The organism is Streptomyces sp. NBC_01298, from assembly GCF_035978755.1.
Lineage (GTDB): Bacteria > Actinomycetota > Actinomycetes > Streptomycetales > Streptomycetaceae > Streptomyces.
Map to the genome: position 1 here is coordinate 620862 of NZ_CP108414.1, position 24394 is coordinate 645255.

Annotated in this window: 17 protein-coding genes and 1 pseudogene; 7 read left to right on the forward strand and 11 right to left on the reverse strand. The window is 73.5% G+C overall.

The window, feature by feature from the left end; translation table 11 throughout:
* The first annotated feature begins 173 nt into the window (after positions 1–173).
* Together OG730_RS02725 and OG730_RS02730 are read left to right on the forward strand one after the other, a co-directional pair.
* Positions 174–689 (forward strand): gluconokinase, encoded by a 516-nt coding sequence (locus OG730_RS02725; RefSeq protein ID WP_327302602.1) that lies wholly within the window; start codon positions 174–176, stop codon positions 687–689.
* 119 nt (positions 690–808) lie between these two features.
* Entirely contained in the window at positions 809–2206 is a 1398-nt protein-coding gene (locus OG730_RS02730; protein ID WP_327302603.1) for a GntT/GntP/DsdX family permease, read from the forward strand.
* 50 nt (positions 2207–2256) lie between these two features.
* Here OG730_RS02730 and OG730_RS02735 read toward each other — a convergent pair whose 3' ends face one another.
* The 7 genes from OG730_RS02735 to OG730_RS02765 all read right to left on the reverse strand — a co-directional run bounded on the left by OG730_RS02735 (position 2257) and on the right by OG730_RS02765 (position 9530).
* Positions 2257–2541 carry a hypothetical protein gene (locus OG730_RS02735; protein ID WP_327302604.1) on the reverse strand — a complete coding sequence of 95 codons (285 nt, stop codon included), beginning with the start codon at positions 2539–2541 and terminating at the stop codon, positions 2257–2259.
* A complete protein-coding gene (locus OG730_RS02740) occupies positions 2538–3731 on the reverse strand; it encodes a hypothetical protein (RefSeq protein ID WP_327302605.1) in 1194 nt (397 codons plus the stop codon). Before OG730_RS02740 ends, OG730_RS02735 begins: the two co-directional genes overlap by 4 nt.
* A gap of 218 nt (positions 3732–3949) precedes the next feature.
* Positions 3950–5200 (reverse strand): cytochrome P450, encoded by a 1251-nt coding sequence (locus OG730_RS02745; protein WP_327302606.1) that lies wholly within the window; start codon positions 5198–5200, stop codon positions 3950–3952.
* Positions 5201–5587: 387 nt separating this feature from the next.
* The gene (locus tag OG730_RS02750; RefSeq protein ID WP_327302607.1) at positions 5588–5836 is read right to left on the reverse strand and encodes a hypothetical protein; all 249 of its coding nucleotides are present in this window, start codon (positions 5834–5836) and stop codon (positions 5588–5590) included.
* Between the two features lie 433 nt (positions 5837–6269).
* The gene (locus OG730_RS02755) at positions 6270–7304 is read right to left on the reverse strand and encodes a serine hydrolase domain-containing protein (RefSeq protein WP_327302608.1); all 1035 of its coding nucleotides are present in this window, start codon (positions 7302–7304) and stop codon (positions 6270–6272) included.
* 184 nt (positions 7305–7488) lie between these two features.
* On the reverse strand, positions 7489–8370 hold the full coding sequence (locus tag OG730_RS02760) for a DUF4436 domain-containing protein (RefSeq protein ID WP_327302609.1): 882 nt from the start codon (positions 8368–8370) through the stop codon (positions 7489–7491).
* Entirely contained in the window at positions 8367–9530 is a 1164-nt protein-coding gene (locus OG730_RS02765; protein ID WP_327302610.1) for an agmatine deiminase family protein, read from the reverse strand. The genes OG730_RS02760 and OG730_RS02765 overlap by 4 nt, the downstream gene beginning before the upstream one ends.
* A 269-nt stretch (positions 9531–9799) precedes the next feature.
* Between OG730_RS02765 and OG730_RS02770 the strand changes: the two genes are divergently transcribed.
* Complete coding sequence (locus OG730_RS02770) at positions 9800–11572, forward strand: protein kinase domain-containing protein (protein WP_327302611.1); 1773 nt, start codon at positions 9800–9802, stop codon at positions 11570–11572.
* Positions 11573–11632: 60 nt separating this feature from the next.
* Positions 11633–12402, forward strand: a pseudogene (locus OG730_RS02775) (ATP-grasp domain-containing protein).
* Positions 12403–12460: 58 nt separating this feature from the next.
* Here the strand turns inward: OG730_RS02775 and OG730_RS02780 are convergent.
* A complete protein-coding gene (locus tag OG730_RS02780; RefSeq protein ID WP_327302612.1) occupies positions 12461–16045 on the reverse strand; it encodes a S8 family serine peptidase in 3585 nt (1194 codons plus the stop codon).
* Positions 16046–16257: 212 nt separating this feature from the next.
* Here OG730_RS02780 and OG730_RS02785 point away from each other — a divergent pair, with 212 nt between their 5' ends.
* A complete protein-coding gene (locus tag OG730_RS02785) occupies positions 16258–17742 on the forward strand; it encodes an MFS transporter (RefSeq protein ID WP_327302613.1) in 1485 nt (494 codons plus the stop codon).
* Positions 17743–17761: 19 nt separating this feature from the next.
* Here OG730_RS02785 and OG730_RS02790 read toward each other — a convergent pair whose 3' ends face one another.
* Entirely contained in the window at positions 17762–19795 is a 2034-nt protein-coding gene (locus OG730_RS02790; RefSeq protein WP_327302614.1) for a glycosyl hydrolase family 28-related protein, read from the reverse strand.
* Between the two features lie 157 nt (positions 19796–19952).
* Here OG730_RS02790 and OG730_RS02795 point away from each other — a divergent pair, with 157 nt between their 5' ends.
* Together OG730_RS02795 and OG730_RS02800 are read left to right on the forward strand one after the other, a co-directional pair.
* Positions 19953–20615: a DUF6629 family protein gene (locus OG730_RS02795; RefSeq protein ID WP_327302615.1), complete on the forward strand. Its 663-nt coding sequence runs from the start codon at positions 19953–19955 to the stop codon at positions 20613–20615.
* Positions 20616–21064: 449 nt separating this feature from the next.
* Positions 21065–22720 (forward strand): GMC oxidoreductase, encoded by a 1656-nt coding sequence (locus OG730_RS02800; RefSeq protein ID WP_327302616.1) that lies wholly within the window; start codon positions 21065–21067, stop codon positions 22718–22720.
* A 104-nt stretch (positions 22721–22824) separates the two neighbouring features.
* Here OG730_RS02800 and OG730_RS02805 read toward each other — a convergent pair whose 3' ends face one another.
* Positions 22825–23304, reverse strand: coding sequence for a carboxymuconolactone decarboxylase family protein (locus OG730_RS02805; RefSeq protein WP_327302617.1), 480 nt, complete (start codon positions 23302–23304; stop codon positions 22825–22827).
* Positions 23301–24383 (reverse strand): NAD(P)H-dependent amine dehydrogenase family protein, encoded by a 1083-nt coding sequence (locus OG730_RS02810; RefSeq protein WP_327302618.1) that lies wholly within the window; start codon positions 24381–24383, stop codon positions 23301–23303. The genes OG730_RS02805 and OG730_RS02810 overlap by 4 nt, the downstream gene beginning before the upstream one ends.
* Positions 24384–24394 lie beyond the last annotated feature (11 nt).

Consider the following 24394-nt stretch of genomic DNA (forward strand, 5'->3'; position numbering starts at 1 on the left):
GCGTACGGTGACCAGCGAATGGCCAAAAGGTGTGATGTTTTACCGAGAACCTCTTGAATAAGTACTACGTAATGGGCTTCAGTGGTGCCCAGGCCCTCCGGGGCCCATGTCAACGAAGACGAAGAACGCGAAGAACGCGAAGAACCCCAAGAACAACGAAAACGAGGTGCGCGATGACGCGCGTCATTGTGGTGATGGGCGTGGCCGGGACGGGAAAGACGACCGTGGGCCGGCTCATCGCCGACGCGCTCGTCCTCCCCTATGCGGAGGGCGACGCCTTCCACCCGGCGGCCAACGTCGCCAAGATGTCCGCCGGCACCCCCCTGGACGACGCGGACCGCCGGCCCTGGCTGGACTCGATCGGTGAGTGGATGCGCAACCGGGCCCGCGTCGGGGGCGGGGTCATCTCCGCCTCCTCCCTCAAGCGGGCCTACCGCGACCGGCTCCGGGCCGTCGCGCCGGACACCGTCTTCGTCCACCTCACCGGCGACCGGCCGCTGATCGAGGAGCGGATGGCCGCGCGCAAGGGGCACTTCATGCCCACCACGCTGCTGGATTCGCAGTACGCCACGCTGGAGCCGCTCCAGCCGGACGAACTCGGCGTCCTCGTCGACGTGTCCGGGTCCCCGGAGGAGATCACCGCGCGGGCCCTGGCCGCCCTGCGCCGCCTGCCGTCGCCGGTCGCGTAGCCGCACCCGCCCGGGCCGCACCTCACGCCTCCCCCTCACCCACCCCACCCCACCCCACCCCCGCCCACGCCCCGCGCCACCCTGTCCTGCCCGCAAGCGAGAACGAAGGAACCGTCACCGTGACCAGTCTCAGCGTCGAGACTCTGGCAGCGGCCGCCACCGAGCCGATCACCTCGGCCGGCAACACCCAGCTGGGGATAGCCGTCCTCGCGGGCATCGCCGTCATCGTCCTGCTCATCACGCGCCTCAAGCTGCACGCCTTCCTGGCGCTGACGCTCGGATCGCTCGCCCTGGGGGTGTTCGCCGGCGCCCCCCTGGCCAAGACCGTCTCCAGCTTCACCACCGGGCTCGGCGCCACCGTCGCGGGCGTCGGCGTACTCATCGCGCTCGGCGCCATCCTCGGGAAACTGCTCGCCGACTCGGGCGGCGCGGACGAGATCGTGGACACCATCCTGGCGCGCGCCAAGGGCCGGGCCATGCCCTGGGCGATGGTGCTGATCGCCTCGGTGATCGGCCTCCCGCTCTTCTTCGAGGTCGGCATCGTGCTGCTGATCCCGGTGGTCCTGCTCGTGGCCAAGCGGGGCAACTACTCGCTCATGCGGATCGGCATCCCCGCCCTGGCCGGCCTGTCCGTGATGCACGGGCTGATCCCGCCGCACCCCGGCCCGCTGGTGGCCGTCGACGCGCTCCACGCCAATCTGGGCCTCACCCTGGCGCTCGGCGTGCTCGTCGCCATCCCGACCGTCGTCATCGCGGGTCCGGTGTTCTCCCGGTACGCGGCCCGCTGGGTGGACATCCCGGCGCCCGAGCACATGATCCCGCAGCGGCCCTCGGAGGAGCTGGAACACCGCCCGAGCTTCGGGGCGACGGTCTGCACCGTGCTGCTGCCGGTGGTCCTGATGCTGATGAAGGCCCTGGTCGACATCGTGGTCGACGACCCGGCCAACAGCGTCCAGCGGGTCACCGACGTGGCGGGCTCCCCGCTGATCGCGCTGCTCGCGGCGGTGCTCGTGGGCATGTTCACCCTCGGCCGGGCGGCCGGCTTCACCAAGGCGCGGCTGTCCGTGACGGTGGAGAAGTCGCTGGCCCCGATCGCGGGCATCCTGCTGATCGTGGGTGCGGGCGGCGGCTTCAAAGCCACGCTGATCGACGTGGGCGTCGGCCAGATGATCATGGATCTGTCCGAGAGCTGGGCGATACCGACCCTCCTGCTGGCCTGGCTCATCGCGGTGGCCATCCGCCTGGCGACCGGCTCGGCCACGGTGGCCACCATCTCCGCGGCCGGCCTCGTGGCCCCGCTCGCGGCGGGCATGCCGGCCACGGAGACCGCCCTGCTGGTCCTCGCCATCGGAGCCGGTTCGCTGTTCTTCAGCCACGTCAACGACGCCGGGTTCTGGCTCGTGAAGGAGTACTTCGGCATGACGGTCGGCCAGACCCTCAAGACCTGGTCGGTGATGGAGACCATCATCTCGGTGGTCGGCCTGGGCTTCGTCCTCCTGCTGTCACTGGTCCTCTGACCCCTGGCCCCTGGCCGCCCGCTCCCCTACCGCCCCCCGCCGGCCTACGGTCAGCCGGTCCGCCGGTGCCTGCCCCGCGTCCCCTCCCGGGGCCCGGGGCGGGCCAGTTGGGCCGCCGCCAGGTCGAAGCCGCCCGCCGCGGTGGCGCAGCGGGCCGCCAGGGACTCCACCTCGGCGCGGAAGGCATCGCCCCCCGGGCCCTGCCAGTTCAGGTCTCCGGCGGCGCGGCGCAGCCGCTCGGCGTGCGAACGCAGGGCGGCCGAGTGGGCGCGCAGGCCCTCGGCCGGGGCCGGACGGGTCTCGGCCCGGGGCACGGGCCCGGCGGTGTCCGTCACTGGGAGCTCCCCGGAACGTAGACGTCGGGATGGCCGGGCAGCCGTACGAGGTGGCTTCCGGTGACCCTGCCCCCGAAGGCGGCGAGGGCCGCCGCCGGACCGGGCTCGGGGCCGGAACCCACCCAGGTGACCCGGTAGACCGCGGTGAACTCCCGGCTCGCGGCCAGCCGTCCGGCCGTCCGCGCACCCGGACCGTGACCGAGCAGGGCGAGTTCGGTCCCGGACGGCACGAGGCGTCGTACGGTCGCGGCCACGTCCCGGACGTGCGCGGCCGGCCCTGCGTACGGAGCGCCGTACGGAGCGTCGAAAGGGGCGCCGTACGGGGTATCGGCGCGGCCCGACTCCTTTGGTGGTCCCGCGAGTTGGAGCACGCACCGCTCGACCCCGTCGGGGCCCGTGACCTGCTGGAGCAGGACCGCGCCCGGGGAACCGCCGATCCGGTCGGCGTTGCCCCGGTACCCGGCCGGGGTGCCGGTGGTGTCCAGCTCGGCCAGGAGGCGGCTCCCCGGATCGGAACAGGCGGGCCCCCCGTCGAAGAAGGCCCGCAGGGCGGCGGCGATCCCGAGGAACGGCTCCGGGGCCACGGCCCTGCCGGTGGCGACCTGCCAGCCGGCGTGGTCGTTGAACGGGTTGTCGTCGGTGAGCGCGTTCCACGCCAGGATGTCGGCGAAGGAGGGGTTCAGGAGTGCGAAGGCGGGCCCTTCGCCGCGTCGGCGCACGAGCTCGCGGAACGCCCGGACCGCGTCCGCCTGCCGGCCCTCCTCCACCGCGAGGAACACCTCGGCGGCGGCCGGGTCCTCCCACCTCGCCGGGTTACGGGTGCTCTCGGCCCGGATCCGGCCCCTGAGGCCGCACACCGCGAGGCTCACGGCCAGGCTCTCGCGGCCGGTGAACACCCCGGCGAGCCACCCGGCCCGCGCCACGCCCCGGCCCCGGGCGGCCCAGCCGAGTCCGTCCCGGTCGGTGAGGGTGCGCAGCAGGGTGCGCCAGGCCGCGCGGCGGCGGCTGCCGAGGCCCAGGGCGGTGACCGGCAGCCGGGAGCCGAGGGCCAGCCGGGAGGCGTAGCGGGCGGCTTCGCCCACGGCGTCGGCCGCCTCGGCCAGTTCCCGGCACAGGGCGCCCAGTTGATCGGCGTCCGGGTCGGAAGGCGCTGAGGTCGCGGAGGTCCCGGGGGTCGCGGCGTCGGACATGGATTCCTCGTCGGGTCGGATGAACGTCGGGCAGGACGGGGCGGGTCGGTGCGGGCAGGTGCAGGTGCAGGTGCAGGTCGGTGCGGGACGGACAGGTCTGCCGCGCAGGTGGATCGGGTGATACGGGTGATACAGGTGCTGCGGGTGGGCCGGATGCCCGGGCGCCGCCGGGGTGCGGGCGGGGCCGGTGGTGGGGTCAACAGCGGGTCAGCGGCAGGTCAGCGCCGGGTAAGGCGCAGGCGGATGCCCTGGGCGTCCAGGGCCGCGGGGAGCGGGCCGAGGGGGTCGAGCACGGGCCGGGCGGGCAGGACCCGGTGTCCGCGCAGCACCTCCGCGCAGAGCGCCGCGGTGACCAGCAGCCCCAGCTGTTCGCCGGGGCAGCGTCCGCCGGCATGACTGAACGGGGCCATCCGGACGTCCAGGTCGGCTTCCCGCGAGGCCCACCGGCCCGGTACGAAGACGTGCGCGGCGGGCACGTGTTCGGGGTCGCGCTGGTGGAACAGCACGGGAAGCACCACACAGGTTCCGGCGGGATGCCGCACGCCCCGCCATTCGGTCTCGGCCCGGGTGATCCGTATCAGGTCGGGCACCGCCGGATAGAGCCGCAGCGATTCCCGGACGCAGGCCCGCAGCCGGGGCAGCGCGCCCTGGGCACTGCCCTGCGCCCATCCGGCGGCCCGGGCCTCGGCGGCGACGGCGTCCTGTTCGGCCGGGTGCGCGCCGAGCAGCAGCAGGGTGCGCAGCAGGATGCCGGGGACGAGGTCGAAGGCGGCCAGCCACTGGCGGACCTGCCCGACCGGGTCCGGCCCGGCCCCGCCCCACCCCGCGAGGGGCTCCGCGTGGCGGCGGGCCCGCCCGATGAGGGTGTGCGGCTCCGCGAGGTCGGCGTACGCGGCGATCCTCGCGCCCGCCCTGTCGGGCAAACGCCCGAGCCGGCGGCCGAGTTCCGCGTCCTCGGCGGCGGCGTCGCCGAGGACGATGCGTCGGGCGGCGCGGGCCACGGAGTGCCGGACGCGGGTGAGTTCGAGGGAATCGCCGGCCGTCAGGCGCCGGGCCTCGTCGGCGAGGACCGAGAGGAAGGCCCCGCACGAGGGGTGCACGGTCAGCCCCGCGGCGAGCACGGAGTCGTCCACGGACCGCCGACCGGAGCCGAGCCCGGCGTGGGCGCAGCCGTCCGCCCCGGTGGCGGGCCGGCCGGTGGAGGCGACGGGTTCGGCGTAGAACTGCCGGATGTCCCGCGGATCGAGGATGAGCAGGACGGTGCCGGTCAGCCCGCGTACGAGCACGGGCGCCCCTCCGTGCCGCTCCCGCAGGGCCCGCAGGGTGGCGGCGGACCAACGGGGCCGGCCCGGCCCGGCGTGCCCGGGCGCCGCGCGGGGGCGGGCGCTCACGAAGCCCCGTACCAGGGCGGGCAGCGTGTGGGCGGCGGCGAACCGCGCGCTCTCGCCGCGCCCCGCCCGCGCCGTCATACGGGGACCTCCGCGGCCGGGGCCGGTGGCGTGCGCGCATCGCGGGCGATCTCGTGGGCCGTACGCATCCGTGTACCTCCGCGCAGCCTGGACTATACGGTCGGTGATCTCGCGCTCACCGTACGTCGCCCACCCCGCGTCCGCGCCCCGAGGACCACGGGGGAGGTACGCAGGCCCGCAGGCGGGCTACGGAGGGGCTGGGCGCAGAGCGGCGCGCCGACGCACAGCGCACCGTGGACGGGGCGGGGGCCGGCTCACCGGCCAGGGGCTCCACGCACGGATCGGGGCGTGGCCCGGGCGGGTGACGAGACTGGTGAGGGGTCGGCGATGCCCGGACGCGGCTCCCCGGCGGCGTCGGCCCGGCCGGGGCCGGAAAGGCGGACGGGCCTACGGTGGTGACCCTGCGGCCGGTGCGGGAAGGTCGAGCGCGCGGGCGAGCGCAGAGATGACCGGGGCGCGGTGGCCGGGCAGATGGCGCGGTAGCCAGTCGGTGGCCAGCGCGAGGAAATCGACCAAGTGGCGTTCGGCGGCGTCGAGCAGGGTGCGGAGCTCGGTCACGGACAGGGCTATCACCGGGCTGTCGTTCTGCTCGGCGTTGACGGTGAGCCGGACGGTGCTGCCGAAGCGCTCGGCCACGGGCGACACCGGCTCGTGGCCGAATCCGAGCAGGTCCCCACCGTCGGCGAACCGGTACCAGTCGCGCCAGTCCTCCAGCCCGTAAGGGTCAGCAACCCGTGGAAGAACGAGGCGAGCGGGTCGGCCGGCCGAGGCGGTCCGCCGCCGTCGGAGTCGCCGTCGGAGTCGCCGTCGGAGTCGCCGTCGGAGTCGCCGTCGTTCCAACGGGCGATGCTCGCAACAGCCGCCCCGACCTCAGCGGGTGAGAGCTCGCCACCGAGGGGCAGGAAGGCGAACCGCTCGAGCTCGGCCACACGCCAGAGGTCGAAGCCGTCGGGGATGAGGATTTCCAGTACGGGTCGCATCACGATCACCCGGCGAAGCGTTCCGCATCCCGCGCACGCACCGCCTCCCCCTTACGGCGCCCCGGCACCATGGGGTGGGGTTGTGGGGCTCAGGCGAAGACCGCGTCGCGGAAGGCGGTGCGGAGCGGGGCCGACGGGGTGGTCGGGAGGAGGGCTGCCCAGCGTCGTCCGCGCGGGGAGATCCACAGGGCCGGGCCCTCGCCGTGGGACCAGGAGCCGTGGGCGGAGGGGTGCCAGAGGAGGCCGCGGGCGGGTAGGAGTTCGCCGGTGCGGATGCGGAGCGACTGCGCCGTCCAAGCCCGGCTGACGGGGCCGCCGGCCGGGGCCAGGAGGTGACTCAGGAAGCGCCCGAGGTCGGAGACGGGCGCGTACAGGGTCCCGTCGGCGGCGAAGCCCGTACGGGTCATGCCGAGCGGGCGCCAGATCCGGTCGGCGGCGAACCCCGCGAGGGGGCTCCCGCACAGCCGCTCGGCGAGCCCGACGAGCGCGGGCGACACCCCGGCGCCGTGGGTGAGCAGATGGTGCGCGGTGATCCCGGCGGGCAGGCCGTCGCCCGCCCCGTAGGCGGTGAGCGGGGTGTGCAGGGCCAGTTCCCCCGCGTCCACGAGCATCCCGATGACGGGCCAGACGGCCAGCACCCCGACCAGCACGCCGAGGTCGGGGGCGGGTACTGGTGCGGGGGCCCGCTCCGCGGCCCGGAGGCCGGCTCCGGCAGGCTCCCCGGCCCGGGCGTCGGCTCCGGCGCGCTCGCCGGACCCAAGGTCGGCTCCCGCAAGGTCTCCGGCCCCAAGGTCGGCTCCCACAAGGTCTCGGGCCCGAAGGCCCGCTCCCACAAGGTCTCCGGCCCGAAGGCCCGCTCCGGCACAGGCCCCGGACCCGCGTCCGGCCCCGGCCCCGGCTCCGTCCCGGAAGCCGGTCGCGGCCTCCACCACCGCCTCCGGACCGTCCGCGCCGCCGACGGCCCACCCGGCCCCGGGGTCAGCGTCCCGTAAGGCTGATGCGATCCGGTCGACGGCCCCGGCCGCAGCGGGCCGTGTGGTCGGCTCGCGCTGCTCGGCGTGCCCGGTCCCGTCCGCCTGTCCGCGCTGCTCGGCCTGTCCGGCCCGGTCGCTCTGGAGCGTCATGGTCAGCCACCGTACGGCTCCCGCCGCACCCGGCACCGCGCGTCGCACGGTCCGGTCGCGGCGGGCCACCCGAATGCCCCGCACCCCCGGCTACCGCCGCCCTGGATGCGGGGCCCGGCCTCGGACGGGCCATTGGGGGCCGGCCCGTACGCCCGCCCCCGTACGCCCGCCCCCGTAAGCCCGTTCAGGCCGCCCCCGCCCCCTCCGCCGCCGGAGGCTCCGCGCGGAGGCCCGTGACGACCACCGTGATCAGGCAGAACGCGATGAGGATCTCCGCCCAGAGGAAGGCGAGGTAGTCGAGCAGGCAGCCGATCGGCGGGGTGCCCGGAGCGGTGTTGCGGAAGGCGGCCAGGGCGAACAGGGTGGCGGCCATCCAGCCGAGGGCGGGCCAGGTGAGCCCCTTGCGGCGGGTGACGAGGTAGTACCCGCCGATCAGGACGGACACCGCGAGCGCCCACATCGCGATCATCATGAACACCGCGAACACGAGCACGCTGTTGGAGCGGGCCAGCCCGATGTCGAGGACGGCGGCGCCGTCGCCCGCCGTCGAGGCCTCCACCGTGGACGAGAAGAGCACGTCGTTGTTGGAGAACAGGACCCGCACCGGAACCTTCTCGTGGCCCATGACGGCCGCGAACTCCACGTCCGCCCCGTAGGCGTCGAACGGGTAGTCCGTGATGGAGCCGCCCGTCATGGCCACCGGTACGTCCAGGGTGGAGATGCGCTGGTGGGCCTTGAAGGTCAGGTCGCCGCGGGTGGCCGTCGAGGTCTGGAGGGTGAGGTCCTCGGCGGGTGCGATCCCGCCGGCTTCGGCGAGCGCCCCTCGGGGCGTGACCAGGACCCGCAGCAGCAGCTCGCGCCCGGCCGCGTCGACCCGCTGGATCGTCGCCTCGACGTCCACCCGGTCCGGATCGGCCCGCCCCGCGGTGTGGACGGTGTCCTGGGCCTGGCGCTCGCCGAACTGCAGCCAGGACCCCACGCCCACCGCCGCCACGATGACGAGCAGGAGCAGACCGGGCAGCAGCGGGAAGCGCCGCCCGGACGACCGCCGTCGCACAGCGCTCACGCGGCGGGCTTGCCGGGCTGGTCGTGGGTCGAGCAGTGGATGCCGCCGCCGCCCGAGGCGATCGTGTCGATCGCGACGGGGACGATGTCCCGCTTGGGGAAGTGCTCCTGCAGGATGCCGCGGGCCCGGTCGTCGGCCTGGCGGTCCCCGAACTTCGGCATGAAGACGGAGTCGTTGGCGATGTAGAAGTTGGCGTAGGTCGACACGAAGTCGTCGCCCTCGCCCGTGATCTTGTCCAGGTCGGGCTGCGGCAGGTCGATGATCTCGAACTTCCGGCCGCGGGCGTCCGTGGCCTTCGACAGGACCGCCTTCGCCTGGTCCGCGGAGCGGGACCAGGAGTCCTTCGGGGTGTTGGGGTGCGCGCGGTCCAGCAGGACGACGCCGGGGGCGGCGAACCGTACGAGGCTGTCCACGTGGGCGTCGGTGATGTCCTGGCCGCGTACGCCGGCCAGCCAGACCACCGTCTCCACGCCCAGGGTCCGCTTGAGCTCGGCCTCGATCTGGTCCCGGCTCTTGCCGCGGTTGCGGTTGTCGTTGACGATCGAGCTCTCGGTGATCAGCAGGGTGCCCTCGCCGTCGGTCTCGAAGGAGCCGCCCTCGGCCACCAGCGGAGCCTGGACCCGGGGGATCCCGTACTTCTGGAGCAGGAGGCGCCCGACCTGGGCGTCGTTCTTGTGCTCCTGCTTGTTGCCCCAGCCGTTGAAGTTGAAGTCGACTCCGATGAGCTTGTCGCCCTCCTCCACGAAGACGGGGACGATGTCGCGGGCCCACAGGTCGTCCACGGCCAGCGGGATCACCTCGACGTCGGAGCCGCAGGCCTTCTGCGCCGCGGCCACCTGCTCGGGCCGGGCCATCATGACGACCTCCTCGTACCCGCCGACGGCCCGGGCGATCCGCGCGATGTCCTCGCGTACGTAGCGCAGGTCTTCCATCCAGACCGCGTCCAGGGCCGGCCAGGCCATGAAGGTGCGGGTGTGGCTGTCCCACTCGGCGCCGAACCGGCGCTCGGGGCCGGCCGGCGACGGCTGGGCGGAGCCTTCGGGGGCCTGGGAGTTCGGGGCGCTCTGCGAGGGGCTGCAGGCCGCGGCCCCGAAGGCGAGGGCTCCGAGCCCGGCGAAGGTACGGAGGGCGGTCCGGCGCGTGGGGGGCAGGTGGGACACGGGAGGGCTCCGATCAAGGGCCGGCAGGACGTCTGTGTCCGGCCGGGGCGGGCTCGGGAGGCACGGCACGGGCCGACCGTCCCGGGCCCCTGAGACAAGGGTGCGCCCTCCGTCCGCAAAGGGCCGCGACGCGGGACGGGTGGTGCGGGCACGTGTCGCCCACTCTGGCACTGACTGAAAATTCAGTCAATTCATGGCACGATGCGCGCAGGCCCCTGCCGCATCGCGGCGCGTCTTGTCTCGCCCCGCCTCGTTGAAAGAGCCACCGCATGTCCGAACAGCACTCCGGCGCACAGCCGGCCCGTACGGCACTGTCCGCAGACGATCCCCGGGAGATCGGCGGCTACCGCCTGAACGCCCGGCTCGGCTCCGGCGGCATGGGCGTGGTCTACCTGGCCCATACGCCCGGCGGCCGCCCCATCGCGCTGAAGGCCGTCCGCAGGGAACTCGCCTCCGATCCCGAGTTCCGCCGGCGGTTCGCCCAGGAGGTGGCCAGCGCCCGCCGGATCCACGGCCTGTTCACGGCCCAGGTGATCGACTCCGGGGTGGAGGACCCCACGCCGTGGCTCGCCACGGCGTACGTGTCCGGGCCCTCGCTGCACGAGGTCGTACGGCGGCACGGGCCGCTGCCGGCGCGCACCGTCCTGCTCCTCCTCGCGGGCATAGCCGAGGCGCTCCAGGCCATCCACGGGGCGGGCGTCGTCCATCGCGACCTGAAGCCGGCCAACGTGCTGCTCGCGGAGGACGGCCCCCGGGTGATCGACTTCGGCATCGCCCGCGCGGCCGACGCCGCCGCGCTCACCGGTACGGGGCTGCGGATCGGCACGGCGGCCTTCATGGCGCCGGAGCAGGCGCTCGGCCACCCGGCGACGCCCGCGACCGACGTCTTCGCGCTCGGCACGCTGGCCGCGTACGTCGCGTGCGGGATCGCCCCCTTCGGCAACGGGCCGGAGTCCAGCGCCCTCTACCGGGTCGTCCACGAGCATCCCGACCTCACCCGGGTGCCGCACGAGCTGTACGGCCTCGTGTCGTGGTGCCTGGCGAAGCAGCCCGGGGACCGTCCGCAGCCGGCGGAGGTGATCGCCTCCGTACGGGCGCACCCGCTGGTGTGCGGGCACCCGGAGTTCACCGACGGCTGGCTGCCCCGGCCGGTCCGGGAGGAGATCGGCGGCGGTGGCCCGGTCGCGGGGGCCGGCACGGCCGGCGGCGATACCGCTCGGCCCGCGCCCGCGCCGTTCCAGGCCACCAGGACGGCCACCGCGCTCCCGGGCGCGGCGGGGAGCACGCCGTACTCCCCCGGGGCGGCCTTCCCCGGACCGCGCACGGATTCCGGAGCCCGGCCCGACGGACAGGCGGCGCCGGCACCCGCGTCCGTACCCGGCCCCGCGTCCGTACCGGCACCCGCACCGTTCCCCGATCCGTTCCCCGCTCCGGCACCCGTCCCCGGTCCGGGCCGCGGCAGACCGGCCCGGGGGCGGCGGCTTCCGCTGCTGCCGGCCCTGCTCGTGGCCGGCACCCTGCTCGTCGCCACCGGAGCCTGGTACTACCTGGACGACCCGGCGGGCGAGGCCGGCAGCACGGGCGGCCCCGTCACCGGCCCGACGGCATCCGCAGCCGCCACGCCCCCGCCCGGTTCCGCCCCGCCCGGTACCACCGCGCCCGACCCGGCCGCCGCGTACCTCCCCGGCTACACGAAGGCCAGGCTCACCGCCCCCGACTCCGGATACGAGTTCGATCTCAAGGCCGGGCAGGTGGCGCCCGCGGAGACGGCCGCCTGGTACCTGGCGCGCGACGGACAGTCCCTGGTGCCCTCCGAGGACTCTGACTCCTTCGTGTCCGACACCGGCGAGCTGACGGTGGCCGACTGCCTCCGGGGCATCGAGACCCGCCCGGCCGCCGGCCTGCCGCTCGCCGCCCTCGCGAAGGCCCGCCCGTTCTGCGTGCGCAGCCCCGACCGCAGCGAGGTCGCGATCGTGAGGCTGGTCGAGGCCCCGGCCGACGATTCCGCAACGATCCTGGTGGACCAGTACCGCCGGAGCTGACGCCCCGTCCGGCGTCGAAACCCGGGTGACGCCGGCCCCGGCCTTCGGCAGGATCGCCGCATGACCCTGCTGCTCCCGCCCCGTGTCACCGCGTCCGCCGCCCGGATCCGGGACGCGGCCCACGCGCGCGGGCTGGCCACCGTACAACTGGCCGGCTTCACCGTGCCGGAGGGGGTGCGGGGCCGTCACGTGCACGCCGGGCCGCGGTTCGCCGATGCCGTGGCCCCCGGGCTCGGCATCGGTCTGCTGGAGGCCCCGTCCGACTGGCTGGCGCGGCTGCCCCGGGAGTTCACCGGGCGGGAGGTCCGGCTGATGCCGATCCGCGAGGCGTACGGGCTGCGCCGGCCCGTCTTCGTCAAATCGCCGAACGACAAGGACATCCCGGCCCTCGTCTACGCTGACGGCTCGCGCCTGCCGGGGCCCGACGCGGTGGATCCGGGGACGGAGGTGCTGGTCAGCGACGTGGTCCGGTTCACGGCGGAGTACCGCGTGTTCCTGCTCGACGGGGCCGTGCACACGGCGAGCCGCTATGCCCAGGACGGCCGTCTCAGCCTCGGCCCGGCCCCGGCCGACGCCCTCTCCTTCGCGTCCGGGCTGCCCTTCGCCACCCTCCCGTCCGCGATCGTGGTCGACGTGGGCCTCGCCGGCGGCCGGTGGTCGGCGATCGAGGCAACGCCGCATGGGCCGGCGGTACGTACGCCTGCGACCCGGCGCGCGCCCTGGACGTGGTCCTGCGCGCCGCGGCCCCGCTCGCCTCCTTCGCCGACCGCGACCGGGGTTTCTCCGCTGACCACCGGGCCGGACCGCAAGCCGGACGGAGGGCCGGATGACCGACGGCGAAGGGCGGGGCCCCCGGAGGAGCCCCGCCCGTGGCGCAGCCGCCCCGGGTCAGCTCTTGTCGGGGCGGTCCGTCACGCGCAGGGAGTTGAGCAGGGGTTTGCCGAATCCGGTGTGGGTGACGAAGCGGACGTTCAGGGTGCCGTCCGTGACCGTGACCGTGTAGGTGCGGGTCAGGGCCGTGTACGGGCCCGCCTCCAGGGCGATGTCCAGGGAGGGCAGTACCTGGGTGTTCTCCGCCAGGACGTCGAAGACGCGCTTGTTCGGCTTGGTGGAGGAGAGCTCCGCGAAGCCGAGTTCCACGGTGTAGGTGCCGTTGGGGACGTTGTCGAAGCGGTACTCGTACATGCCCTCACGCGCGTTGCGGAAGAGCTTCTGGTCCTCCGTGCCCGCGATCGTGCGGCTGGTGGACTGGGAGGAGCCGTTGCCCTGGTAGCCGTACGAGCCCGTCGTGTACTTGCGGTCCGGAGACCAGCCGTCGCCCAGCGAGTCCGTGCTCGCGCCGGTGGAGCCGGCGTCCAGGGCGACCTGGTAGCGCGGGACGACGAGCTTGACGGGGACGGTGAGCACCGGGGTCCGGCCGCTGGCCGAGGTGATCTTCAGGTCGGCCGTCAGGACGGTGCCCGGGGTCAGGCCCGTGGTGTCCACGGACAGGGCGAGCGGGGCCTTCCCGCCCGTCGGGAGGTTCCCGGCGCCCGGGGTCACCGTGAGCCAGGCCGCGTCCTCGGCGGCCGTGAAGGCCGTACCGAGACCGGGGTTGGCGAGGTCGAGGGTCCGCGTCCGTTTCTGGCCGGGCGGCAGGACGATCTCCACCGCCGGCTTCGACGCGGTCACCTTGCCGGTGCGCAGGGACCGGGTCACCTCGGTGACGTCGGCCGCCTTGACGTCCACGGTGGCCGCCGCGGGCTCGTACTGGGCGGCGGTCACGGCGAGTTCCCGCGCTCCCGAGGGGCTCTGGACCACGTACCCGCCGTCGGCCGCCGTGGTGGCGGAGACCGCGGTGGCGCCCGTGCCGACGGTGACGGTGGCTCCGGCGAGGCCGTTGCCGTCGTTCGCGTCCAGCACCCGGCCGGCCACGACCCCGCTCTTGGTGGTGCGGAAGGAGACGGACAGGCCGTCCGTGATCACGGGCGTGTTGAAGGAGTACTTGTAGGCGTCGGTGCCGGTCGCGTTCTCCACGCCGACCGTGGCGGTGGAGCCGCCCTTGATGCCGGCGCCGCCGGTGCCCTTGTAGGCGTACCGGACGGTGCCGTCCTCGCCGATCGCCGCCGAGAAGGAGAACTTGTCGGACTGCGCCGACCAGTGCGACACCTCGCGCCACTCGATGACGTAGCTGCGGTGCGGCGCGGTGCCGGTGACCGCCGTGAAGACGCCGGATCCGCTGCCGTCGGCGCCAACGACCAGGTCGTCCCAGAACGGGTACAGCGCCGCGTTGGGCGTGGCCGTGCTCGGGATGTCCCCGTTGACGTCCCCGGTGTTGTTGCCGCCGAGGCTGACCGTGCCGTTCGTGCCGATCCAGGCCTGCCCGTACGTCTTGCCGTAGAGCGGCAGCGGGAAGGGCAGGTCGACGCGCTCGGTGGTGTTGTCGCCGGTCAGCGCGAGCCGCCGGTCGCCCGGCTGGTACGGGCCGCCGCTCGAGGCGGCGCAGGCGTAGCCGTAGCCGTCGGTGCGTTCGGGCAGGTTCACCGCGACGGTGGTGTCCCCGGCGACGGTGACCGCGGCCGATCCGGCGGTGAGGCAGCGCGAGGAGTGGGTGGCGTCCACGGTGTAGGCGCCGTTCGGCAGGGTGACCTCGAAGCGGCCCTGGGCGTCGGTGGTCGCGGTCACCGGGGTGTCCGCCACGCTCACCACGGCGCCGGAGACCGGGCCCGCGGCTGCCGAGACGGTGCCGGTGAGCTTCCCGGAGTCCGCCTGGACGAGGTCGATGTCACCGGTGGCGGTGGCGTCCTCGGTCACCTCCACGGTCGCACCTTGCTGCCCGTAGCCGAACTTCGACGCGGTGAGCGCGTACGAGCCCACGGACAGGGTGGGGAAGCGGTACGTGCCGTCGGCGGCGGTGGTCGTCGTACGGTCGATGGGGCCGTCGGCGGCGACCTTCACCCCGGCTACGGGCTGCCCGCCGGAGCGGACGGTGCCGGCGAGCGCGCCGAGGGCTCCGCGCGGGGCCGCGTTGACGGCGGCGAGCACGTCGAGCTTGCCCTCGCCGAAGACGTTGTTGTCGGCGGCGCTCCCACCGCACTGGCTGCTGTCGGTGTCCTGCGCGGTGCCGTCGAGCAGCGCTTCGGTCTGCGCGATGTCGCCTTCGAGGGCGGGCGCGGCGGACCAGAGCAGGGCCACGGCCGCGGCGGTGTGCGGGGAGGCCATGGAGGTGCCGGAGAAGGACGCGTAGCCGCCGCCGGGGACGGAGGAGCGCACGTTCACGCCGGGGGCCGCGATGTTCGGCTTGAGGATCCCGCCGGGGCCCGCGCCGCGCGAGGAGAAGGAGGCGATGGCGCCGTTGATGTCGAAGGCGCCGGAGCTGTAGGAGCTCGCGTAGTCACCGGGCGATCCGCTGGTGGCGCAGCCGGGTCCGGAGTTGCCGTTGGAGAAGGCGGGGAAGATGCCGGCGGCCCGCCAGGTGTCGACGATCTGCTGGTACCAGGTGTCCGCGCCGGGGCCGCCCCAGGAGTTGTTGACGATGTGGGGGGCCAGGTCGGGGCGCGGGTTCTGGCCGTTCAGGTCGGTCGGGGCGACGATCCACTGGCCCGCGGCGAGCAGCGAGGCCTCGGAGCAGGAGGTGGTCTCGCAGCCCTTGGCGGCGATCCACTTCGCTCCCGGGGCGACGCCGGTCCGGTTGGCGCCGCCGTCGTCGCCGACCATCGTGCCCATGGTGTGGGTGCCGTGGTCGTTGTTGTCGCAGGGGGCGGCCGTGGGGCACACCCCGGCCGGGTCGAACCAGTTGTAGTTGTGGTCGTAGGACCCGTCCGCGCCCTTGCCGCGGTACTTGCCGGCCACGGCGGGGTGGGTGAAGTCCACGCCGCTGTCGATGTTGGCGACGACGATGCCCTCGCCGCGCACGCCGAGCTGGTCCCAGACCTGCGGTGCCTTGATCCGGTCGACGTTCCACTCGACGGCGTCGGCGGCGGTCTTCTCCCGGCTGCCCTCGGCGGGCTTCGCCAGGGCGATCCGGTCGTCGGCGTCGATCCGGGCGACCTCGGGGCGCTGGGCGAGGGCGGTGGCGAGCTTCTCGGTGCCGACGACGCGGACCGCGTTGACGATCCAGTACGAGGTGTACTCGGCCCGGGTGCCCTCGATGGCCTTGATCACCTCGGTCTGGCTCCGCGCGGCCTGCTCCTTCTTGAGCCGCAGCACCGTCCCGGCCTTCGCGGCGCGGGTCGGCTGGGCGGCCGCGGCGGTGAGGTCGGCGGCGCTGTCGAGGTAGACCCAGAAGACCGCCTTGGCGGAGCCGTCGAGCTGGGCCCGCAGCTCCGGCTCGATCTTGCGCTCGGCCGTGCCCGGAGCGGGGGCCGGATCGGGGGCGGCGGCGGCCACGCCCGCGCCGAGGGGCAGGAGCAGGGCCGCGGTGAGGGCGGCGAGCCCCGCGCGCAGGGGTCGTAATCGTGCTCGGGAGGATCGTCGGCTGTCGCTTGGGGCCACGTGTGTCTCCTCGTACGCCGTGTGCAGAACGTGCGGAAAGGGTGTGCGTGACGTGCGCGGGCCATGGTGCGGGAGATGTCATGACCCGTACAAGGGGGCCTAATGAGCCGCACCCCGCCTTATCCCGCCGCACCCCGCCACATCCCGCCACATCCCGCCGCGCCACGCCGCACCGGGTGGCCGATCCGGGCCGTGCGGGCCAGCCTGGGGGAATGACCGCCCCCGCCCCGTCCCCCGCCCCCGGGGTGCGCCTCGGCACCGCGCAGGGCCGGTGGATCGTGCTGACCACCGTGCTCGGGTCCGCCATGGCGCTGCTCGACTCGACCGTGGTCAATGTGGCCCTCCCCGCCATCGGCCGGGACCTCGGCGCCGATCTGGCCGTGCTCCAGTGGACGGTCAACGCCTACCTGCTGACCCTCGCGGGCCTGATCCTGGTCGGCGGAGCCCTCGGGGACCGGTTCGGGCGGCGCCGGATCTTCGTGCTCGGGGTGGTGTGGTTCGCGGCCGGCTCCCTGCTGTGCGGGATCGCGCCGAACGCCGGGGTGCTCATCGCCGCCCGCGCCCTGCAGGGCGTCGGCGGGGCGCTGCTGACGCCCGGTTCCCTCGCGCTGATCCAGGGGTCCGTCCATCCGGACGACCGGGCCCGGGCGGTGGGCCTGTGGTCGGGTTTCGGCGGGGTGGGCGCGGCCGTGGGGCCGTTCCTCGGCGGCTGGCTGGTGGACGGGCCCGGCTGGCGCTGGGTGTTCCTGCTGAACGTGCCGGTGGCCGCGCTCTGCGTCCCGGTCGCGCTGCGGCACGTACCGGAATCGCGGGATCCGACGGCGCACGGGCGGTTCGACGTGGCCGGGGCGGTCCTCGGCGCGGCCTCGCTCGCCCTGCTGACCTACGCGCTCATCGAGGCCCGGTCGGGCACCGCGCTCGTGGCGGGCGCCGCCGTGGGCGGTGTGCTGCTGGCCGGTCTGTTCGTGGTGGTCGAGCGGCGGCGGACCGATCCGATGGTGCCGCCGGACATCTTCTCCTCGCGCCAGTTCACCGCCGTCAACCTGGTCACCCTGTGCGTGTACGCGGCCTTCGGCGGGTTCTTCTTCCTCGTAGTGCTCCAGCTCCAGGTGGTGTCCGGGTACTCCGCCCTGGGCGCCGGGGCCGCCCTGCTGCCCACCACGGCGCTGATGCTGCTGCTGTCGGCCCGCTCCGCGCAGCTCGGGGAGCGGATCGGCCCGCGGATCCCGCTGACCGCGGGACCGCTGCTGTGCGCGGCGGGGATGCTGCTGATGCTTCGGGTGGGCCGCGAGGCCTCGTACGTACGGGACGTGCTGCCGGCGCTGCTGGTGATGGGCCTGGGCATGGCGGCCCTGGTGGCCCCGCTGACGGCGACCGTCCTGTCCTCGGTGGACCCCGGCCGGGCGGGTCTGGCCAGCGGCGTCAACAACGCGGCCGCGCGCGCCGCCGGGCTCCTCGCGGTGGCCGCGCTGCCGCTGCTGGCCGGGATGGGGCCGGACGCGTACCTGTCGGCCGGCGCCTTCGACGCGGCCTTCGGGCGGGCGATGTTCTGGTGCGCGGGGGTGCTGGTGGCCGGGGCGTGCCTGGCCTGGGCGACCGTACGCTCCCCCGCGCCCGGCGCCTGTCACCCGCAGTGCCGTACGAACTGCGCGGTGACCGCTCCGCCGCTCGAACCCCCGGGAGCGGCGGAGCGGTGATCACCGGGCCTCCAGGCCTCTACCAGGGGCTCGGCGCCGGCGGGGCGACGACCGGCGGGCGGTCGTCGCAGGTGATGGTGTTGGGGAGTTCCCAGCCGGCCAGCCAGGGTCCCGTCGTACCGCCGCCGTCGTTGCCGCCGCGGTCGACGAGGGTGAACTCCGATCCGGTGGCGGGGAAGTTGAAGGAGCCGCAGTTGTTGACGCCGACGGCCCCCACGCCCCGGGCGTCGACGTTCTCGAAGCTCGCCGAGCCGGCCACCCGGGCGCTGACCACGGAGGTGCCGGTGCCGTCGACCCGGACGTCCTTGAAGTGGACGTTCTCGATGCGGACCTTGTCCTTCACCGGCCAGTCGCTGACCAGCATGACGGCGTTGTAGGTGCTGTCGAGGAAGGAGTTGCCGGTGACCTGGATGTCGGCCTGGTCGATGCTGCGGTCCAGGGCGTAGAACCAGATCGCGCCGAGCCCGATGTTCCAGTTCAGTTCGTACGTCCCCGCCCGCACGGTGGTGTTGCCGTCGATCCGCAGGCCGCCGGTGAAGGGTTCGGCTCCGAAGCGGGAGCCGACGTGCAGGGCGCTGCCCTCGCGGACCGGGTCGGCCACGAGGTTGGCGCTGACGGTGGTGTCGGCGCCGCCGTAGATCGCGATGCCATTGGCCAGCGTGGGGCTCTGCACGGTGTTGTGGTCGAAGGTGTTGCGGGCGTTCGTGGTCTTCTCCGCCCACATGGCGAGGCCGTCGTCGCCCGTGTTGCGGACGAAGTTGTCCCGGACGAGGGAGTCGGTGACCCCGGTGTGGAAGTTCAGGCCGTCGGCGATCTGGTCGGCGATGACGTTGCGGGTGACCTTCACGTTGCCCATCGGGCCGTCGAACCAGAGGCCGACCTTGGTGTGGTGGATGTAGAGGGAGTCGACGGTGGAGTCGCTCATCGCGCCGCCGACCCCGTTGACCTGGTCGGTGTCCACGCGCTCGCGGACGTCGCCCTCGATGGCGAAGCGGGAGAGGTGGACGCCGCGGCTGCCGCCGTCCGCGGCCTCCTTGCCGTAGAAGCCGACGCCCTTGCCCTTGACGGTGGTGTACCAGCTGCCGGCGCCGGTGACGGTGACCCCGTCCACGATGATGTGGCGGTTGACCTGGTAGGTGCCCGGCGGCAGGTAGACGGGCAGCCGGTGGCGCTTGGCGAAGGCGATGGCCCGGTCGATGGCGTCGGCGGAGTCGCGGCGGCCCGTCGGGTCCGCGCCGAAGAGGAGGGCGTTCGCGGCGGCCGCCTCCACGTGCGGGGCGCCGACGCGCTGCGAGTCGAGGAGGTCGATCACCGTCCAGGCGGCGGGGCTGCCGGCCGGGACGGTGAGCCGGATCGTGTCGCCCGCCCGGTAGGTGCGGCCCAGGAGCAGGCGCTGCTCGTCGTACATGTGGGTGGGCCGGAACGGCTTGGCGATGACCGGGGCCGGGGTGGTGGCCGCCGGGACGCAGCCGCACTCGGTGATCCACCAGTCGGGGTGCAGGAGGCCGGCCTGCGGGTCGTTGCTGAAGGGGTACTGGTTGTAGAGCCAGGAGTACTGCGAGGTCAGCGTCATGGAGCGGCGGTTCTTGCCGTTGACCGTGACGTCGAGGGGGGCGGTGATGCCGCCGCCCGCCGGGGCGTCGGGCAGGCTGTAGCGGACGGTGATCGCGTCGGCCGCGGCGGGCAGGGTGAACTCCACGTACTGGCCCGGAACCAGCTTCACGGCCTTGCGGCCGGAGGCCTCGGCGGGCAGGGAGTACGCGGTGCGGTCGGGACCGATGAGCGTGCCGGAGGTGGCGGCGTTCTCCGCCTCCTGCTCGGCGAAGTCCACCCGGGCGCCGCGGCCCTCGGCCAGTGCGGGGTCGAGGGCGGCGCGGGTGACGGCCGTGGGCGGCGCGGGGTCCGCGGCCGCGGGCCGGGCCTCGGCCGCGCCCGCGCCCAGGGCGCCGAGGCCGAGGGCGGACGCGGCGAGCGCCGCGAGGACGGCGCCGGACCGTGCGGGGACGGCTCTTCTGCTTGCTGCGGCGGGGCGTGCGGCTCTTCTTGGGGGCATGGCCGGGACAGTAGGACCCCGCACACAAACACAGCAAGAGTCGTGCAGGATTCTTCTCCATCTTGTCGAGTTTTTCCATTGATCCGTATCGTGGCAGACACGTACGGACGCGTGGCAGACGTCCGCGCCTCGGCTTACCGTGGGATCGGGAGGGCCCATGTGCTGGAGCGCGACGGCCGACCTGACGGCCGGTACGGTCATCACCGCCGCCGGGATCGCCTGTCTGGCCCGCACCCGGCGCACCCGGGACCTGCCCCTCGCGGCGCTCCCGCTGATCCTGGGCGCGCACCAGCTGATCGAGGCCGCCGTCTGGCGCTCCGCCGACGGCGGCGGCTGCGGCCCGGCCACCACCGCCTGGGCGGTGATCGCCCTCCCGCTCCTGCCCGTATGGGTGCCGCTCGCCGTGCTGCCGGCCGCCGCGCCCGAGGTCAGGCCCCGGCTGCTGCCTCCCGCCGCCGTCGGACTCGCCACCGGCGCGTACCTCGCGTACTGCCTGGCGACCCGCCCGGTGAGCGCCGAGATCCGCGGGCACACCCTCGGATACGGGGTGAACGTTCCGTGGATGCCCTTGGCCCTCGCGGGCTATCTGTACGCCACGCTCGGCGCCCTGCTCCTCGCGGGGGACCGCCGGCTGCGCCTCCTGGGCCTGCTGATGGCGGTCGGGGCCCTGGTCTGCGCCGCCCTGTGGAGGCTGGAGTTCGCCTCCACCTGGTGCGCCTTCGCGGCGGCCGCCTCGACGCTGATCCTGGTCTGGACCGGCGACCGCGCGCGTTCCCCTTGTGTACGCGAGGGCGCCGGACGGGCGGCGCCGGACCTGTAACACCGGCCGGCGCGCCGAACAGGAGCATCCGCCGAAGGTAAAAAGATTCGGGCGCCGATCACGGGCCCACCTTGCGGTTTGTCGCTTTTCGGCCGCGGAGCCCCCGGGATGCAGCCACGGCGGAGTGGCTGGGTGCGCGCGGGGTTCCGACACCACGGCGCGGAGCCGGGCCCCGTAACACGTTCGACTTCTGACGTGGCGGATTCGAGCGGACGCACCCCGCCCGCGGATCCCTCCCCGGGGCCGCCGCGGTCACTCCGGGATGAACGGCCATCCACAGCGGGTCGTCGTTCCCAGCATCCGATGGGACCTTCAGAGCCCTTCCGCGGGCCGGGAAACGAGGCGGTCCGCGACCGCCACCGACGAAATACGCCTTGACGTATCTAGTGACTTCGCAAGCACTCGGCAGTAGAACTCGTTCTCATTCCGCCTAGAGTGAGGAAGCTCACATGAGCGACAAAGGCCTGCACAAAACGAACCAGAACGGCGTCTCCCGTCGAGGATTTCTCGGTAGAACGGGTTCCATCCTGGGTGCGATGGCCCTCGCCGGTCAGATCGCCCCGTCCCAGGCCCAGGCCGCCACGGCCGGCGCGGCCGCCGCCGGCCCGATAGACAACGGAGCGCACGTACCGGCCCTCGTGATCGGTACCGGATACGGCGGTTCCGTCGCCGCCCTGCGGCTCGCCCAGGCCGGGGTCGACGTCCACATGATCGAAATGGGCATGGCCTGGGACACCCCCGGCTCGGACGGCAAGATCTTCTGTAACACGACCAAGCCGGACTACCGCGCCTACTGGCTCCGGACCAAGACCAAGGCGCCCCTGAGCAACTTCCTGGGCTTCCCCATCGACTCGGCCGTCCCGCGCTACACGGGCATCCTGGACGCCGAGGAGATGGGCGGGATCATCGTCTACCAGGGCCGCGGCGTGGGCGGCGGCTCCCTGGTCAACGGCGGCATGGCGGTCACCCCGAGGCGCGAGAACTTCGGCGCCGTCCTGCCGACCGTGAACGCGGACGAGATGTACAACACCTACTACCCGCGCGCCAACGCGGGCCTCGGCGTCGGCCTGATCGACCCGGCCTGGTTCGACACCGTCGACTGCTACCAGTTCGCCCGCGTCGGCCGCAAGCACGCCCAGCGCGCCGGGTTCCCCTTCGTCTTCGTCCCGGACGTATACGACTGGGACTACATGAAGCAGGAGTCGGCCGGGACCGTCCCGAAGTCGGCCGTCGCCGGAGAGATCCTCTACGGCAACAACGCCGGCAAGAAGTCCCTCCAGAAGACCTACATCGCCCAGGCCAAGGCCACCGGCAAGGTCACCATCTCGCCCCTGCACAAGGTGACTTCGGTCTCCCCCGCCTCCGGCGGCGGGTACACGGTCGTCATCGACCAGATCAACACCACGGGCGACACCGTGGGCACCAAGACCGTCGTCGCGGACAAGGTGTTCTTCGCGGCCGGCAGCGTCGGCACGAGCAAGCTGCTCGTCCGGCTCAAGGCCACGGGCGCCCTGCCCAACCTGAACAACGAGATCGGCAAGGGCTGGGGCGACAACGGCAACGTCATGTGCGGCCGGGCCAACCACATGTGGGACGCGACCGGCAAGGTGCAGGCCTCCATCCCCTGCGGCGGCATCGACAACTGGGCCGCGGGCGGCGCGTTCGCCGAGGTGGCGCCGCTGCCGACCGGCATCGAGACGTACGCCTCGTTCTACCTGTCGATCACGAAGAACCCGAACCGCGCGGAGTTCACGTACAACGCGTCGACGGGCGGGGTCGAGCTGAACTGGCAGACGGCGTGGAAGGCGCCGTCCATCGCCATGGCCAAGACCATCTTCGACAAGATCAACTCGAAGGAGGGGACGATCTACCGGACCGACCTCTTCGGCACCAACAAGATCTGGGGCGACCACCTCACCTACCACCCCCTCGGCGGCGCGGTCCTGGACAAGGCCACCGACAACTACGGCCGCCTGCACGGCTACACGGGCCTGTACGTCATCGACGGCGCGCTGATCCCCGGCAACACCAGCGTCAACCCGTTCGTCACCATCACGGCGCTCGCCGAGCGCAACATCGAGAAGATCATCGCCACCGACCTCTAGGTCGTCTCGGGCTGTACACAGCGAGAAGGCCGGGGCCGTCGGATCGTCCGACGGCCCCGGCCCCGTGTGCGCACCGCACGCGCTCCGCGCCCGGTGGGCCGCCCTCAGTGACCCGGCAGCACGCAGACACTGTCCAGGCCGAGCACGTGGTTGAGCCGGCCGAAGGCCAGCCAGGAGCCGATGCTCATCGTCAGCTCCACGATCTCCACCTGGCTGTAGCGGGCCGTCATCCGGTCCCAGAACTCCTCGTCCAGGCCGTGGTGGTCCAGGCAGTACCGCTCCGCGTACTCCGCCGCCAGCCGGGTCCGCTCGTCAAAGCGGTCCGTGGTGCGCCAGTCGGTGACGGCCTCGGGGAACTCGTCCTCGACCTTCTCCCCGTCCCGGTCGGTGCGCCAGTCCAGGCAGAAGACGCAGCCGTTGATCTGGGCCACGCGCAGCCGCGCCGCCTCGAACTCCCGCAGCCCCAGGGTGGTGTGGGCGTACACGGAGAGGGAGAAGTTGGCGGCGGCCATGCCGATGCCGGGGACCAGGTCGCCCCACACGTACTCGATGGGGTGCTGGCCTTCGGGTATGTCGATCCTCATGACAGTTTCCTTCCGAGTTTGCCGACGGCGGGGCGCAGGGGGACGTCCAGGGCGTCGTAGAGCCCCGGTTCGGCTTCCACCAGCCAGTCGATGGCCCCGACGAGGCGTCCGACGGCGGTGGCGTTGCCGCCGGCGGAGCGGTTCTCGCCCTCGTCGGTGGCCTCGATGGTGACCTCGATGTGCGGGCGGCCCTCGATGATCACCCGGTGGGCGCCGTCCCCGCCGTCGGGCGGGCTCGGCCAGTCGGGGGCGCAGGAGGCGTGGATGCGGGTGACGTGCTCGATGACGATGCGGGGTTCGCCCTCGACGATCCCCTGCACCTCGAAGCGGATGGCGCCCTGGGTGCCCCCCTCGAACTCCCCCATCGCGCGCGTGGTGACGGTGGTGTCGAGGGCGCGGCGCTCCACCGTCTCGCGGATGTCGTCGAGTTCGACGCCCAGCGCGCGGGCCATCATCCGTATCTGCCCGCCCCACACCATGCTCGGGATGGACGGCATGAGCATCATCGGCTCGTAGTCCATGGGCTGGCCCATGCCGATGAGGTAGCGGACGGAGTCCGGCTGGTCGTAGGTGGAGTAGTCGAAGATCTCCTGGCAGCGGATGACGTCGATCCGGGTGCCGAGGCCGCTGAGCAGCAGCGGGAGCACGTCGTTGCCCCAGCCGGGGTCGACGCCGGAGGCGAAGAGCGAGCCGCCGCCCTCCGCGACCGCGGCGGTCACCGGGTCGAGGAACTCCGGTGGGGCGCTGCGGTAGTCGTAGAGCGGATAGAGGGCGGGGCTCACGACGACGGCCCCGGAGCGGATCGCCCGGGTGATGTCGGCGAGCGCGTCGTCGGGGCGGATGTCGCCGGACGCCGCGTAGACGACCGCCTGCGGTCGGGCCGCGAGGACCGCCTCGATGTCGTCGGTGGCCGCTACGCCCATCTCGTAGTCGAGTTCGCCGAGTTCACCGGCGTCGCGGCCGACCTTCTCTGGATTGTGGACGATGACGGCGGCCAACTTCAGCGCCGGATGGGCCTCTACGGCACGGATGGCCAAACGGCCGACGTTGCCGGTACCCCAGACAACCGTGGAAATCATGCGCGGAGGGT